The 13,834-nt window shown below is 49.3% G+C and carries 16 protein-coding genes and 1 riboswitch; of the genes, 4 read left to right on the forward strand and 12 right to left on the reverse strand.

The genetic code is table 11. From position 1 onward, the window contains the following. Positions 1 to 18 precede the first annotated feature (18 nt). Together H2P46_RS17450 and H2P46_RS17455 are read right to left on the reverse strand one after the other, a co-directional pair. On the reverse strand, positions 19 to 1,158 hold the full coding sequence (locus H2P46_RS17450; RefSeq protein ID WP_193406169.1) for an acyltransferase family protein: 1,140 nt from the start codon (positions 1,156 to 1,158) through the stop codon (positions 19 to 21). 607 nt (positions 1,159 to 1,765) lie between these two features. After that, positions 1,766 to 2,035 (reverse strand): hypothetical protein, encoded by a 270-nt coding sequence (locus tag H2P46_RS17455; protein ID WP_193406170.1) that lies wholly within the window; start codon positions 2,033 to 2,035, stop codon positions 1,766 to 1,768. Positions 2,036 to 2,359: 324 nt separating this feature from the next. On the opposite strand from H2P46_RS17455, the gene H2P46_RS17460 reads away from it, so the two are divergent. Beyond that, complete coding sequence (locus tag H2P46_RS17460; protein WP_193406171.1) at positions 2,360 to 2,914, forward strand: DsbA family protein; 555 nt, start codon at positions 2,360 to 2,362, stop codon at positions 2,912 to 2,914. A gap of 78 nt (positions 2,915 to 2,992) precedes the next feature. Then, positions 2,993 to 3,397 (forward strand): ASCH domain-containing protein, encoded by a 405-nt coding sequence (locus H2P46_RS17465; protein ID WP_193406172.1) that lies wholly within the window; start codon positions 2,993 to 2,995, stop codon positions 3,395 to 3,397. 61 nt (positions 3,398 to 3,458) lie between these two features. Here the strand turns inward: H2P46_RS17465 and H2P46_RS17470 are convergent, their stop codons facing one another. The 6 genes from H2P46_RS17470 to H2P46_RS17495 all read right to left on the reverse strand — a co-directional run bounded on the left by H2P46_RS17470 (position 3,459) and on the right by H2P46_RS17495 (position 8,373). Further along, positions 3,459 to 4,430 (reverse strand): HesA/MoeB/ThiF family protein, encoded by a 972-nt coding sequence (locus H2P46_RS17470; RefSeq protein ID WP_193406173.1) that lies wholly within the window; start codon positions 4,428 to 4,430, stop codon positions 3,459 to 3,461. Positions 4,431 to 4,439: 9 nt separating this feature from the next. Continuing rightward, complete coding sequence (locus H2P46_RS17475; protein WP_193406174.1) at positions 4,440 to 5,198, reverse strand: thiazole synthase; 759 nt, start codon at positions 5,196 to 5,198, stop codon at positions 4,440 to 4,442. A gap of 3 nt (positions 5,199 to 5,201) precedes the next feature. Then, a complete protein-coding gene (thiS, locus tag H2P46_RS17480) occupies positions 5,202 to 5,399 on the reverse strand; it encodes a sulfur carrier protein ThiS (protein ID WP_193406175.1) in 198 nt (65 codons plus the stop codon). After that, positions 5,399 to 6,328 carry an FAD-dependent oxidoreductase gene (locus tag H2P46_RS17485; protein WP_193406176.1) on the reverse strand — a complete coding sequence of 310 codons (930 nt, stop codon included), beginning with the start codon at positions 6,326 to 6,328 and terminating at the stop codon, positions 5,399 to 5,401. The genes thiS and H2P46_RS17485 overlap by 1 nt, the downstream gene beginning before the upstream one ends. Positions 6,329 to 6,467: 139 nt before the next feature. After that, a riboswitch (TPP riboswitch) is annotated at positions 6,468 to 6,587 on the reverse strand. A 241-nt stretch (positions 6,588 to 6,828) separates the two neighbouring features. Continuing rightward, on the reverse strand, positions 6,829 to 7,698 hold the full coding sequence (locus H2P46_RS17490) for an alpha/beta fold hydrolase (protein ID WP_193406177.1): 870 nt from the start codon (positions 7,696 to 7,698) through the stop codon (positions 6,829 to 6,831). A 57-nt stretch (positions 7,699 to 7,755) separates the two neighbouring features. Then, positions 7,756 to 8,373, reverse strand: coding sequence for a TetR/AcrR family transcriptional regulator (locus H2P46_RS17495; protein ID WP_338103652.1), 618 nt, complete (start codon positions 8,371 to 8,373; stop codon positions 7,756 to 7,758). Positions 8,374 to 8,438: 65 nt separating this feature from the next. Here H2P46_RS17495 and H2P46_RS17500 point away from each other — a divergent pair, with 65 nt between their 5' ends. Beyond that, entirely contained in the window at positions 8,439 to 8,576 is a 138-nt protein-coding gene (locus H2P46_RS17500) for a hypothetical protein (protein ID WP_193406178.1), read from the forward strand. 393 nt (positions 8,577 to 8,969) lie between these two features. Here the strand turns inward: H2P46_RS17500 and H2P46_RS17505 are convergent, their stop codons facing one another. Next, positions 8,970 to 11,117 (reverse strand): M60 family metallopeptidase, encoded by a 2,148-nt coding sequence (locus H2P46_RS17505; protein WP_193406179.1) that lies wholly within the window; start codon positions 11,115 to 11,117, stop codon positions 8,970 to 8,972. 385 nt (positions 11,118 to 11,502) lie between these two features. On the opposite strand from H2P46_RS17505, the gene H2P46_RS17510 reads away from it, so the two are divergent. Next, positions 11,503 to 11,661, forward strand: coding sequence for a hypothetical protein (locus H2P46_RS17510; RefSeq protein ID WP_193406180.1), 159 nt, complete (start codon positions 11,503 to 11,505; stop codon positions 11,659 to 11,661). 100 nt (positions 11,662 to 11,761) lie between these two features. Here the strand turns inward: H2P46_RS17510 and H2P46_RS17515 are convergent, their stop codons facing one another. The 3 genes from H2P46_RS17515 to H2P46_RS17525 all read right to left on the reverse strand — a co-directional run bounded on the left by H2P46_RS17515 (position 11,762) and on the right by H2P46_RS17525 (position 13,749). Beyond that, positions 11,762 to 12,562, reverse strand: a complete 801-nt coding sequence (locus H2P46_RS17515; RefSeq protein WP_238939021.1) for an alpha/beta hydrolase — start codon at positions 12,560 to 12,562, stop codon at positions 11,762 to 11,764. Positions 12,563 to 12,763: 201 nt separating this feature from the next. Further along, positions 12,764 to 13,087 carry an AzlD domain-containing protein gene (locus H2P46_RS17520; protein WP_193406182.1) on the reverse strand — a complete coding sequence of 108 codons (324 nt, stop codon included), beginning with the start codon at positions 13,085 to 13,087 and terminating at the stop codon, positions 12,764 to 12,766. Then, on the reverse strand, positions 13,084 to 13,749 hold the full coding sequence (locus tag H2P46_RS17525; RefSeq protein WP_193406183.1) for an AzlC family ABC transporter permease: 666 nt from the start codon (positions 13,747 to 13,749) through the stop codon (positions 13,084 to 13,086). Before H2P46_RS17525 ends, H2P46_RS17520 begins: the two co-directional genes overlap by 4 nt. Positions 13,750 to 13,834: the final 85 nt, after the last annotated feature.

The raw sequence follows: 13,834 nt of genomic DNA on the forward strand, positions 1-13,834 counted from the left end.
ACCTCTTTACCAGAAATATCATCTGGCCTCCTTTTCCAGAGGAATAGCATCCATTTTAGCGTTATAGAGGGGCAGAAGTTTCTTTTTCAGCCAGCGCGTAAAACGGATTTCAATATATTGATAAGTGAAATGTGCGGCGATGATAGATGCGGCAGTTGCCAGTATAACTGCCAGTACGGCTCTGACAGGCGATGCATCTGAAAATTCAAACCGTTTCAAAACGGCCCAGCCTACTGGATTATGTAACAGATAGAGCGAGAAAGAGATATTTCCCAGATAAATTAATATCGCCGGAGTGAATTTGCGCAGCACCGAATCGCCCAGTGTCAGGGTAAGCACAAAAAGACCGATAATTACCGAGCTCCAGGTGTCTAATGCCCTGATATTATGCGTGTAAATTCCCCATGCAAGGTATAGAAAAATCACCAGGGAAAGCAAGGCCGAGAACAGCGGCAAATGAACTGATGTGATTTTCTGTCTGATGCCAAAATAAAGATAGGCGGCAATCGCGCCAATTAAAAACGCCAGAATGATGGGGTTTGACAAAAGGCCATAAAGTGGCGATTCCACATGATAGCCCTGAATATTTAGCGTGGGTTGAAAACCTGCTATCGCAGGAATGATACAGGTCGCTAATGCTCCCCAGCTTATCAGCGCTATAAACCGGTTTCTTATCAACAGACACAGACCAAAAACCAGGTGAAAATAGATTTCATAATTAAGCGTCCAGCGAATGTTATACATTCCCCCATCATCAATGTAATGCGGCGTTACATCGGTTCTGTAGACGGTAAAGGTGAGCGCACTTATTAAATTCTGTACCTTTTCTGGATAATGGAATGTGCTCATTGCCCCGCCCAGAAGAAAGGCGATGAGTAAGCCAAAGTAATAAAGAGGAAGAATACGCACCGCCCGGTTTATCAGAAACCGTTTCGAGGAGCTAAAGTCACTACGATAGTGGTGAGTGGTGTAAACCATGATAAAGCCGCTGATAACGAAGAAGATGTTAACGCCAATGATTCCCCATCCAAACAGCGCGTCCCATAGGCTCGTCCCACTATTATCATCGCCTCGCAGATAAAAGCGGTAATGGAAAAGCAAAACCAGTAACGCCGCAACACCACGCAAAGCCTGAAGAGAGTAGAACTTTCTGTCCATAAAAATACTATCGTCAAAAAGAAATTAGCGGATAAGGATACGGGATGAAAAACATTCCTGACAGAAAATTTTTTTGAAGAATAAAAATGGGATGCCCCTTCTGTATTGAGCTTATAGATCAAGAACACCCGGTGCCGGTGCTCTCTTCCAGACGCTATAAAAGTAGAACCCTGCCCAGGTGTGCGAAACAGGTTCGGGTCAGCGAATATTGAATGGTCACCCGCGCCAGAAAAATCCGTGCAGAAAACGTAATGACTTTTACGTATAGGTAATAATCTAAAGAACGTATTTATCACGCGGATCCGATGGGATTATTGTACGGTGTAACAGCATCCATAATATGATTTCAGGCCAGTGGTGGCCATCCGCGTACCGCGTTGATAAAGACACGCTATTGATACAACAAGGAAAAATAAAGCCGGCTGGCATTAACCGGCAAATCGCATCGGATTATTCTTATGGCGAGGTCTATCAACAGCAGAACAAGTGGGCGCTATTTAACACGGCGGGCTATCGCGAAAAGTATTGCGCTGGTTATCACCGATGATTCCTGCCGGGCAGCAATATAGAAATGAGTCACCGTACTGAAACACGTAATTATGTGGAGTTAAAGCAGATCATAATTAAACGGTGTACGAAACGCATGACGTGCAGCGTTCATTAGCTGGCTGGCGGTGACTGTATTCGGCAAACGCATCAGGATTTTGCTAGCCTGCCAGTAGCACAGCACCATCATTTCATCATCTTCACTTTCAGCCAGTTCGCTCAGTTTTGCACGTAACGACAGTACATTCAGCGTTTGGTGCTCATCCAGCATATCAGCGATGGTCTGATTAATAATTTGGTGAAGGGTTTTCCAGGACAAATCTGTGTGCAAAATAAACCTCTTTGATGCTTTTCAACTCCGGGCAAATGAACATAAATATCCGCTGCAAAAAAAGTCGCAACGTAAGGGCAGAAAAGTATGGCAATAACTATAGACGCTTCTGGCTGCCGCTGCCGGGATGCCGGGGCATAAATTTGAATCCGCTGAGTTTACCGATTTTTGACGCCTTCTGTCCTGTATTAAACCTGAGTTTTAGTAAGGGAAAGGTATTTACTTTAATTTTTGTAACATTTAACCGGTAAACTTAACAACCTGATACAACTAACATTTGTCTTTTCCTTTGCACGCCTACTACCACGTCTGAGAGGGATCATCATGAGTCAGAATGCCACGTTAACTACCGATCCGCTGGTTTGGGGACACGGTCCCAGGGTATTCGAAGTGTTTCTGGAACCTACCTGCCCTTTTTCTGTACGCGCCTTTAATAAATTTGACGCATTGCTAAGCGAAGTCGGGGAAGACAAGATGACACTGAAAATTCGCCTTCAGTCTCAGCCCTGGCATATGTTTTCTGGCGTCATTGTACGCTACATTTTGGCGGCTTCATTACAGGGTAAAGACGCGGCGAAAGCGGTGATGAAAGCGGTTGCCGATCGTCGTGAAGAGTTTGAATTTACCGATCATTGCAGCGGCCCCAATATGGATGCCACGCCAAATCAGATCGTGGCGCGTCTGAAAGCATACAGCGGCATTGATGCCTGTGAAGCCTTTGCCCGGCCCGAATTGCAAACTGAGATTAAGTGGCATTGCAAATATGCACGTCAGAACGGTATCCATGTGTCACCGACCTTTATGATTAACGGCTTAGTGCAACCGGACATTAGCAGTGGTGATGATATCGCTGACTGGGCCAGACGCATCCTGGCATAATTAGCCCTTGCCCGCTGTAAATGATACGGCGGACATTTTCCTTCTTGTCCTGACATTAAAGATAGGGTGACGCCATTGATGCTCGAACAATTAAAAATCATATACCCCAACGCGCTTGCCTGGCCTTTTGGTGATTCAGCAGAATTAGCTAATCAGCTGGCTGCCCTGGTGATTGCCGGTAAAAAAGTTGCCAGTTGCGGCTCTTTACAGTCGTGGAGCGCGGATGCGCTTAAACCACAGCCAGGCGGCTATAACATTATCCTCAACGGTGAAAATCAGCCGGTATGTGTGATTCGTACTACTGGCCTGTTCCTGACGCGCTTTGATCGCGTTACGCCAGAAATGGCCATGCTGGAGGGCGAAGGCGATCTCAGCCTTGATCACTGGAAGCGCGAGCATCAACGTTTTTTCCAGCAGGAAGGTTATTTTCAGCCTGACATGGAGCTTATATTTGAGACTTTCCAGTTAGTGGAAGTGATTTAGAAAGGCCATAGGGATTGATAAGACGCTAATGGCCTGTGCTGGTTATATTACCGGTGGAGTATTAGCGCTTTCTGTTATCCGCCACCAGTGCCAGTTTAGCAACGCCTCGCTGTTCCAGTGCGCGGGCTGCTTGTGCAGCACGAAGGCCACTGGCACAGACCAGCACGATGCGCCGATCGATCGGCGGTTGCCAGTTGACGAGCTGTTCGGGCAACACACGCTCCACACGGCTGGCAATACTGACCGGCGCTTCTTCAACACTGCGTAGTTCGACGATGCAGTCGTCATCATTCAGCTGATGTGAATCGATAAAAGCGAATCCTGGACTTTCCGGCTCTTCCGCACGTTCAAAGCGAAACTGGCGCATATGCCAGCCAACAAAATCACAATTGATCATGCAGCCGAGCGGAGAAGGTTCGAGCTGCAGCAATATGCTGAGGGCCATTTGTGCCTGTAACGCACCAAGCGTGGCTACCGCAGGTCCCATTACGCCAGCAGTATTGCAATTCGCGGATGCGACAGGCAATTGTGGGAACAGAGCGCGATAACTTGGCGCGCCTGCACAAAAACTCCCAACATAGCCTTGTCGCCCCAAAACTGATGCGCACACCAGGGGAACACGGCGCGGAAAACAGCTATCAGACAGTTGATAAGTGATGGCAAAATTATCGGCTGCATCAATAACCAGGTCGATGCCATCTAACGCGTCTGCTAACCGGCTGGCGCTGAGCGCATCAGGAACCGCCTCTACTTTGCATTCGGGATTACGCTGCGCTAACGCGCGTTGGGCGCAAATTACTTTAGCCTCACCGATGTCCGCCATGCCAAACAGCGTTTGTCGATGCAGATTATGCAACTCGACCACATCGCCATCATAAAGACGGATAAATCCAACCCCCGCCCCAGCCAGTAACGGGAGCAGTGTGGAACCCAGTCCGCCTGCGCCAACCACCAGCACGCGCGCGCTGGCTAAACGCTGCTGGCCTGCTTCTCCGATCTCTGGCAACATTGTTTGCCGCTGATAACGATCCATCTTTTATCCTTAGCTGAGCTGGGCCAGACCAAAAATCGGCGTAGAAGCCGCAGCCATTTCGCGCCGCTGCATCATGCCAGCCTGCTGCGCAATCAGCCCGGCATCAATTGCCGAAGCGAAGGCGCCAGCCATACTCACCGGATCGCCCGCTTTGGCGACAGCGGTATTCAGTAAAATGCCATCAAAGCCCAACTCCATCGCATGGGCGGCCTGGCTTGGCGCGCCAATACCTGCATCAATAATCAGTGGAATATCTTTAAACCACGCGCGCATTGAGCGCAGCCCTTCAATGTTGCGCAGCCCCTGACCAGAACCAATTGGCGCTCCCCACGGCATCAGCAGTTCACAGCCCGCTTCCAGTAGCTTTTCACCCAGAATCAGATCTTCAGTGGTATAGGGGAAAACGTTAAAACCCTCCATACAGAGAATGCGAGCGGCTTCCACTAACGCAAAGGGATCGGGCTGCAACGTATCAGCGTGGCCAATCACTTCCAGCTTGATCCAGGATGTGTTGAACAGCTCACGCGCCATCTGCGCCGTGGTAACCGCTTCTTTGACCGTATGACAACCGGCGGTATTCGGTAAAATCCGCTTATTGAGCTGCTTAAGCAACTCCCGAAAGGCCCCGCCCGCGTTGCCTTCGCGACGCAGGCTAACGGTAATGATCTCGGCTCCTGAAGCATTAATCGCCTGCTGTAAAATTTCTGGCGAAGGATACCCGGCGGTGCCCAGTAAAAAGCGCGACTGTGGCTGAAAATCATAAAACATCACTTATCCTCCCTGCATTGGCGACAACACTTCTAACTGGCTGCCCGCTGCGATTTTCTGTATTTCATATTGCGAACGCGGAATGAATTCGCCATTGATAGCGCTGGCAACGCAACTGGCATCAATTTGCTGTTCACGCAGCAGTTCGGCCAGCGTGCTGGCTTCAGTATCAATCGTGCGGCCATTGAGATGAATACGCATTATCTACTCTCCTGGGTCAGTTGCTGCATCAGTTTTTCGGCCATTATCGGTGCCAGCAAAAAGCCATGACGATACATACCATTTACATAAAACAGGCCATTTTCGTAGCGAACTTCTGGCAGATTATTGCGATAAGCAGGACGCAAACCGGTGCCGCTTTCAACTATACGGGCTTCAGACAAGGCTGGATGAATGGTGTAGGCTGCGCTGAGCAACTCCATCATGGCACGAGCGCTAATGGGGCTGTCATCATGACTTTCTACCATAGTGGCGCCCAGCATGAAGCGCCCTTCCGCACGCGGCACCAGATAGCATGGAAAACGAGGGTGGAGCAGCCGTACCGGGCGTGAAAACTGTACCTCATTACTTTGCAGGATCAGCATTTCGCCGCGCACCGCCCGAAGTTCGGGCTGCGCCTGAACGGCATGGACCCCGCGGCAGTCAATAATTTGCCCGCTGGCTTTGCCGCTGTGAAAAGAAACACCGGACTGAAGGAGTTTTTCACGCAGCTGCTGCATCGCATGCCGGGGATTAAGATGGGCTTCACTGGCAAAGTACAAACCGCGTGCGAAACGATTTTCCAGCGCAGGTTCAATGTCGCCAGGCGCAACCCATTGATGTTCCGAGGTCATTTTAGCAAAGCGTGTTAGCTCCTGACTGTCGCGCGGCGGTGCGATCACCAGCGTGCCGTTATGCTCAACGCCATTAACACGTTTTGCCCACCACGCGGCAGAATGCTGTCCCCAGTCGATAACGGCTTGCGGCGCACTTTCCGCTTCACACCATGGGGCAAGCATACCGCCCGCCCAGTGTGACGCCGGGCAGCATTCATCTTTGCAGATTACATCAACCGTTTCACCACGTTCGGCTAACAGCGTTGCGACACACAATCCTGAAACACCGCTGCCCAGTACCGACCAACGGCTCATAATACGCGCTCTGCTAGCGAAGCAGTTTGATTGAGAGAGATCATCACTTTGGCCTCGTCATTTAACAGCGAAGACCCGTGATACAAGAAAGGGAAAAGCAGGAGCAAGACATTACGGCCCTTGCAGCAAGGATTTCAAAACAATGAAATCCGAGTCTTCCTACGCCAGTATCAACTGGGTCAGGTTCTAAGGGTCGCTTAGCCGCGCGCTGCGCTATTAGCCTCTCAGTCTCTTTGGCGAGACTCCCCTGACAGGTTCTATTTGTATTTTAAGGGCGCGGATTCGTCAAGTACATGCAGGGAAATATCTCCCCTGCATTGTTTGCGACTTCCTGTGCGAAGCCTGTCTCACAGGGACGATGAACCTACCGTCGAATGCACTTTTGCAGTAACGCGCAGCCTCTTTCAATGGCTTTTTTGCTGCGCTTCTGCAAATAAACTGCCGATTCGATAATGCGCTGCCAGAGATCAGTTTCTGTTACTGAACAAAACGCAGCCATTTTATGCCGTAAAAAATATCTGTAACGCGTCGGCTAATAGTGAGGGTTGTTCTTCAGGAATAAAATGCCCGCTATTCGCAATGGTTAAGCTTTCAACCTGACTGGCAAATGCGCGTAACGGCGTGGCCATATCCGGGATTGATCCTTGATCGGCGCTCACCGATAACAGCGGAACAGTAAGTTTTCCCTCTTTCAGGCGAGCGCGGTTTTGTTCGGCGGATTGCGCCAGCGAACGATAAAACGCTAAAGCGGCGCGTAGTGCACCAGGGCGGCAAAAAATACGCAAATACTCGGCCATGACTTTTTCATCAAAAATATCCGGGTTTTTCGCTTTACGTTTCAAAAACCAGTCAAGATAAATCGATTCCCGTCCGCTGATTAACATTTCCGGCAGATCGCTGACGATATGAAACGCAAAGTGCCAGGTTTTCCAGGCTTTATCCGGCGCGATCGGCAATGCATCTGGCAATGTAATACCGGGAATACCTGCATCCAGCAGCGCCAGCTTTATTACCTTGTCGGGAAACTGAGCGGCCAGCGGAAACGCGACCCATGCGCCAATATCGTGACCCACCAGATTGAAACGGGTGATATTCAATTGTTGAAGTAACGCGACGATCAGCTGCGCCACGGTTTCAGTGTCATAGCCGTTGACCGGTAAGTCGGAATCACCCTGCCCCGGCAAATCGACTGCAATCACGTGAAATTTTTCCGCTAATCTCGGAATGACAAATCGCCAGGCGAAGCTGCTCTGCGGAAAGCCCGCCAGCAATACCACGGTTTCAGCATTCTCCTCACCAGCGCTGAGGTAATGCAGGCGCTGATGGTTAACCAGAGCAAAGTTTCGCTGGTGCTCAATGACATCTTTCATCTGCTTTCTCCTGAATATTATTTAGGTAATGATCGTTTCCTATTAGGGAAAAAATTTTTAGCTGAGGATTTTTAACGCCAGCGGCACGATAGTTTCATCAGGGCGTGTTGGCGCAATTTTCCCTGCTACGCGCATGCCAAGCACGATACACAACATCAGCGAGGCCGTTGCATCTGCATTGAGTTCAGCGTTGATCGAGCCATCTTGCTGTCCTTGCTGAATGAGCAAAGTGAGAGTTTGCAAATTGCGCGTCATCGCTTCACTTACCGCCTCGGCAAGATCCTGCTCAAGCGTCTGCAGTTCCACTGCGCTGCCCGCCACCAGGCAGCCGCGCTTCCCTTCAAGATCTCGTACCGAATCGACGTAAAAATGCAGAAGAGCCTCAAGCCTGGCGAAACCTGTCTTGCCGGATTCCAGCCGGGTGCGTAGCTCGCCATTACGCAATGACAGATAGCGTGCAAATACCTGCGCAAATAACTGGCGTTTATCGCTGAAGGCTTTGTAAATACTGCCCGTGGTGAGCTGCATGGCCTCGCTGAGATCACCCATCGACGTGGCATGGAAGCCTTTTTCACGGAACACCAGCATTGCTCGATCCAGTACTTCGTCGAGCTGGAACTCGCGTGGCCGACCACGGTATTTGGCAAGGATTTGTCTGGACAACAGTTCGCTCACTTAGGAAATGATCATTTCCTATAAGCTAGCGGAAAATACGCATGAAGTGAAGCGAGGAATGAGCAGTGCAGCAAATCCTGTTGCCGCGCCTGCTCAGTCAGCCAGATTTGCGCTTCACCCAATGTAGAGAACTGACCTTCACCGAGAGCGAGATGAAGGCCGATATCAAAATCACGTTGAGTATGTTTCTGCTGGCTAACTGAATCGCCACAGCGACTGACGTGAACTGCAAGCGGGTGATCGTTTCATACTGCAAACCATTAAAAACAGCAAAAAGTACGCTTTCATGCGTCTTTTGCATTTAAACGTCCGAAGGATTTACCGATACCCATGCCGGACAGGATGTTTGTCGATTTCAAAGCATCAAGGGAGGCGCAATATTATGTGGGATAAAAATTCCGGAAAGCGCAAACCGACAGAGAGAAAACCCTAGAGAATCAATTAATTAAATTGAATCTCGCGAGAGTCATTCTGTTGATTTGGCAATCTCTGTTAATCACTTCACACTTTCCAGTAAATTCAGAAAGGCGCAGTCCAGTAAAGAATATCAGACGCGCCTTTCGCGAAGACAGGATGAACGGGTATGAAATGTTTTATTATTTACAAGCAGCGTGCATGTTTTTGGCACCCAGCTCGCGCCACACAGCCCATTCATCTCCCGTGCCTGGTTTATCCCCTACGGTCCACCACCCGTTCAACCAGGTTTTGCCATTGTAAGTCACCTTCACACAGGGATTTGGATAGGTTTTCTCCTGCTTCCATGAATTGTTGTCAGCGGTATCATCACCCGTAATGTCAATGTGGTGACTCATTTCTGCACGACGGTGGCCTGAATAGAGTTCGGCAGTCACATGGGCGAGATAATGACCCGCTTTCAGTCCGGCCTTGATTTGCCCGTTCAGGCTAATTCCGTCAGGGATGGTGTGGCCGTCTTTGCTCAGGGACCACTGGTAGTGAATGTTTCCCTGGTTGTAGTCAAAATTGGCTTTCGCTTTTAAAACCACTGCCTTGCTGCTTTCCATTTGATGATCGCCGGTGACGACCACCTGTGGCGCACTGACCGTCACCTTAATCAGCGCTTCCCCTGTTTTACCCGCTTTATTCGTAGCCGTTAAGCGGAAGGAAGCCTCGGTGTCCGTTAAGCCAGCCGGTATCACAATATCCGTTCTGGCAGCATCTGGTGTGCGGGCTGTAATGCGATCGTTACCGGCGATCCTCTCCCATTTATACGTCACATCCTGTTGGTTTGTGGTTGCGCTGACGCTATAGCTGTAACTGGTGCCAACTGTACTGATAGCATCAATCGTGGCGCGGCTTAGGGTAACCGTAGGGGCTGATACATTTTGCGCCTGTGAATAATCAAATTTGATGTTGCTGTCACGGTTTTCCCAGATAGGATCGGTCATCCAGGGCAACGACAACTGTTTAATGTGATCTTTGGTCGTTTGGGCGGGCGGCAGTCCCCACTTTTCATAAAACGGTGTGAGGTCATAGCCTGAAAGCCGGCTGGTTTCTAAAATAAAGCGCTGAATTTTGGCGTCTGAGCTGGCTGGCTGCTCATTTTTCGGCATTTCACGATACACTTTTCCTAAGCGCGCATAAAAATCCTTGCCGAAAGTGAGATCCAACTGCCAGAGCATAGCAGCCTTAAGGTGTAACTCCTGCTCATGATAGTTTCGCTGCGCTTGTTCAAAGTATTTGACCGCTTTATCCCAGGTTCCTGCCACCTCAGGGCGGGGAAGATTACCCAGCTCACGTTGTACATAGAGAGAGGTTAAATTGACGGTTACCTCGGTCATGCCGTCCCATTTTTGAGTCTGCATCTGGAAATGATGCCCAAGCTCATGCCAGGGGCCCCAGCCATCACTTCGCAGAGTCTGCTCATTCACCGCAGCTTTAATACCGTTCTCTGTGCAACTTTGTATACGCCAGGACCAGGCATTCAGCGCACCACTACAAGCGTCATCATTCACTACCCCTTTAGGTGGTATACCATCTAAAAAATGAAAACGGTGCGGAATACGACGATGCAGACTGTTGCTCTCAGTGGCCGACAGCCCATACTGATCTTCAGCCCAGGATACAATCTTGTCCCATGTTTCAAGCATACCGACAGGATTGCCATCCTTAATCAGGGTTTCTGCCTTATCCCGACGTAAGGTAATCATCATCCTGTCGCTCAGCAGCTCAGCATACGGAGAGGCTTTCATTTCCGGATCTGCCAGCATACCCTGCCAGTCGCTTTTGCTGTTTTTATTCAGGATAAAACGCGGAAAAGGTCTTCCACCCTGTAAATTAATCGTTATATCGCTCTGGATGGGATTACTGAAATTAGCGATATACAGAATGCCATCCTGCGTTACCGATACAGTATTTAAACCACGATTCAGTTTTTGCCGCTGAGCGTGCTTGTACTGGTACGTCCTGTCATGCGGGACGCTTATAAATGCCTCCAGTGAAGGGGATGCATTGCCAGAATAATCAGCGTTAATAGTGAGGACATCCCCTTTTTTTACCCAGTATCCGGTCGATTGCAAAGGCGTCTGGTCAAATCCACGCTGTTGTTTGTTACGTAGTTCTCCCGGCGATCCCGGCTGTTCAAGTTTAAACTGGCGAGGAGCTTCCAGCTCGGCTTTGGTAGATTGCGTTAGCGCATCGGGTGTTACCGCTGAAACAACAGGAGGAAGCGTTAAAAAAATGGATGCGGCCAATACGGAATAAGAAAACACAGTACGTTTGTTCATAAAGTCCTTATATTTTTTACATTTTGAAATCCTTCTACAGCAATATAAACAATTTAATTTTAAGAATGTGCCTGTGTTAGCTAAGATTTTCCTTGGCAGATAAAATGTGGAAATGTTTACAGGCAGGTCCGCCTCCCTCTGTTCACTCACACCATGCCAATACCGCTGTCCTCTGTGGGCCTGCGGGAATATCAATGAGGCCGGGAAGTGGAAAAAAGACGCAATGGATGTGAAATATTTGACAGCTTCTGCTGAGTGTCAGGTCCGGAAACATGGCGCTGCCGTTATCCCTGATGCACATCGCTACCGCATCCATAGCGACAGTCGGAGAAAAGCTCTGGGTTAAAAAGTCTCGGACAGTAACAGGCGGTGAAATGCCAGAAGGTTGCCTGAAGAAACCTCGATAACAGGTTTCCGGCTGGTGCGTGGCGTCAGTAATACCAGCCTGAACGTCCGCTACCACGACCCTAATACTGAGCAACAGCGCACAGAGACGCTGACACAGCAAGAAACGCGACTCGCTTATTGTCCGCTGATGTTTTGAATGTTGATTGCCCTGCGGCTGTGAAGCCGTTCATAACATGCTGAGTTAATAATTACCCGACTATATATTGCCGGGTAACGCGAATGATGCGATGCAGGTATCACTGAGCTGTATTTGACATAATACGCAGCGTATCTGTCAGCGATGAAGGAAAAATTTGTCCATGTGTCTGACCCGGGTAACGGGACAGATGGAGATCGACGCCCTTTTGTTCGAGGATTTGATTCAGCTGACTTTCTTCATCTTTCAGGTCAGACGCGAATCCTTTGCGTTGCTCTGTCACACCATCACCTTCCATCAGATAAAGCGATTTGTGCTGCAAATGTGCCGGATCGCTCTCTTTCGCCAGCGCAACGATCCTTTGCCTGCCCCAGCTTAATGATGGCGCAGCCGCAAAATAGTCATGAAACCATGCGGTATTATAAAAGGAATCCAGTACGAACAGGCCGCCGAAAGAATGCCCCCAGATAGCGCGTTTTTGAGGATCACTGGGCGCACGTTCCTCAACGTAAGGCACAATTTTTTCCAGCAGAAGTTGTCGGAATTGATGACTTCCGCCTCCTTTTCGACCACGCATCCGCGGTTCATTTATCCGCTCCGCGCCCGGCGGCGTGTAATCGTAACTTCGTGCAATCACATCAAATGGCAGATCGGTATCATAACCGACCGCCACCAGCACGGGAGGTGATCCTTTGCTCATCCGCAATAGCATTGGTTCTGACAAGCGCGCCATCGCTGCGTTGCCATCCAGCATATACAGGACCGGATAACCCGCCGCTGGCAAAGTTTTTTTAGGAATGCCGATCCATACTTTGTAGCGGCGTTTTCCGTCAGCCGAAGTGAATAAATGACTTTCAAACTGATAACAGGCAGATCCTTTATCAGCAATATTTTTGCCCAACGGTTTAAGATCAGGCCTGGCTAAAGCGGAAGTTGTGGAGAGGAGAAAAGCCAGCGATAACAGTCGTAATAGGTTAGCTGTGCGTAGAACCAAAACCGTTTTAAACATAAGTTCAGAGGCCTGAGATTATTCGTTATTATTTAATTGACTTGCATCCTAATAAATTTCTCCGGCGACAAAATCCCGCTATTTATGTGGAATTTATGGTACGCCAAGATAACGCAATATCGCCGTCATCATTGCCGCCCCAATAATAATCATAATGAGCGGCGCTTTTCGCCAGGCAAGAAAGATCGCGAATAAAACACCCAGAACGCGTGCCATGCCAGCGAAATGTTGCCCTTCAAATAGCGTGGATGTAGAGGCAACGGCCAATAGCAAAACTGTTGCCGCATCTGAAAGCAGGCTTTGCGTGCGCTCGCTAATTGGTAAGCGATTACCAAGCCTGACTCCCGCAAAACGAATTAAATAAGTTCCTGCCGCCAGCAGGCCAATTCCGGCAATGATCGCCCCATTCTCGCTCATTTGCGTGCTCTCCATGTCAGTAAACCTAATAACGAAAACAGTACTGGCATACCTGCGGGAACAAATGGCGTGGCAATCAGTGACAATAACGCCCCGGTTGATGCCGGAATATGCGTGCGGCGCTGGCGCAATGCCGGGAAGATTAAAGCAATGAGAATGGCAGGAAACACCGCATCTAGCCCAATAATTGTAATGTCGGGGATAAACTGGCCAATGCACGCGCCGGTCATAACGCTGATCGGCCAGATCAATCCAATGCCAATACCGCAAAGCCAAAATGCTGCTTGTCGCTGCGCAGGCTGAGGCTGAGAAATGCCAAACACTACGCTTTCATCGTTCATAATGTGGCATCCCAACAGTCCACGCGAACCGCGCCCGACCAGATCTTTTACTGCTATGCCAAAAGGAAGATGGCGTGCATTCACTAACAATCCAGCCGCCGCCGCCGTGAAAGGACTTCCGCCACTGGCAACAATACCGATAAATAAAAATTCTGATGCGCCTGCCAGGACCAGTGTGGACAAGAACAGCGGCACCCAAAGTGGAAATCCATCAGCTATTGCTAAAGAACCGTAAGATAAGCCAACTATGCCATCTGCAATGCAAACCAGAAAAATGGCTTTAACTACGCCTTTTCCCAATATTCCTCTTTGCGGCAACATAACAATTTCATCTCATAACGAACAATTTATCCGTTATAATGAACGACGGTGAAAAGTATTACAAGACGAACATTATGTTCATTTT

The sequence above is a fragment of the Mixta mediterraneensis genome (genome assembly GCF_014946725.1).
In the GTDB taxonomy this organism is placed as follows: domain Bacteria; phylum Pseudomonadota; class Gammaproteobacteria; order Enterobacterales; family Enterobacteriaceae; genus Pantoea; species Pantoea mediterraneensis.

What these genes read in the sequence shown, in the direction of transcription:
- H2P46_RS17525 (WP_193406183.1), bottom strand. Translation starts at nt 13,749, where the DNA reads ATGTTGCCGCAAAGAGGAATATTGGGAAAAGGCGTAGTTAAAGCCATT.
- H2P46_RS17470 (WP_193406173.1), bottom strand. Translation starts at nt 4,430, where the DNA reads ATGGATCGTTATCAGCGGCAAACAATGTTGCCAGAGATCGGAGAAGCA.
- H2P46_RS17460 (WP_193406171.1), top strand. Translation starts at nt 2,360, where the DNA reads ATGAGTCAGAATGCCACGTTAACTACCGATCCGCTGGTTTGGGGACAC.
- H2P46_RS17465 (WP_193406172.1), top strand. Translation starts at nt 2,993, where the DNA reads ATGCTCGAACAATTAAAAATCATATACCCCAACGCGCTTGCCTGGCCT.
- H2P46_RS17520 (WP_193406182.1), bottom strand. Translation starts at nt 13,087, where the DNA reads ATGAGCGAGAATGGGGCGATCATTGCCGGAATTGGCCTGCTGGCGGCA.
- thiS (WP_193406175.1), bottom strand. Translation starts at nt 5,399, where the DNA reads ATGCGTATTCATCTCAATGGCCGCACGATTGATACTGAAGCCAGCACG.
- H2P46_RS17490 (WP_193406177.1), bottom strand. Translation starts at nt 7,698, where the DNA reads ATGAAAGATGTCATTGAGCACCAGCGAAACTTTGCTCTGGTTAACCAT.
- H2P46_RS17450 (WP_193406169.1), bottom strand. Translation starts at nt 1,158, where the DNA reads ATGGACAGAAAGTTCTACTCTCTTCAGGCTTTGCGTGGTGTTGCGGCG.
- H2P46_RS17485 (WP_193406176.1), bottom strand. Translation starts at nt 6,328, where the DNA reads ATGAGCCGTTGGTCGGTACTGGGCAGCGGTGTTTCAGGATTGTGTGTC.
- H2P46_RS17475 (WP_193406174.1), bottom strand. Translation starts at nt 5,198, where the DNA reads ATGTTTTATGATTTTCAGCCACAGTCGCGCTTTTTACTGGGCACCGCC.
- H2P46_RS17505 (WP_193406179.1), bottom strand. Translation starts at nt 11,117, where the DNA reads ATGAACAAACGTACTGTGTTTTCTTATTCCGTATTGGCCGCATCCATT.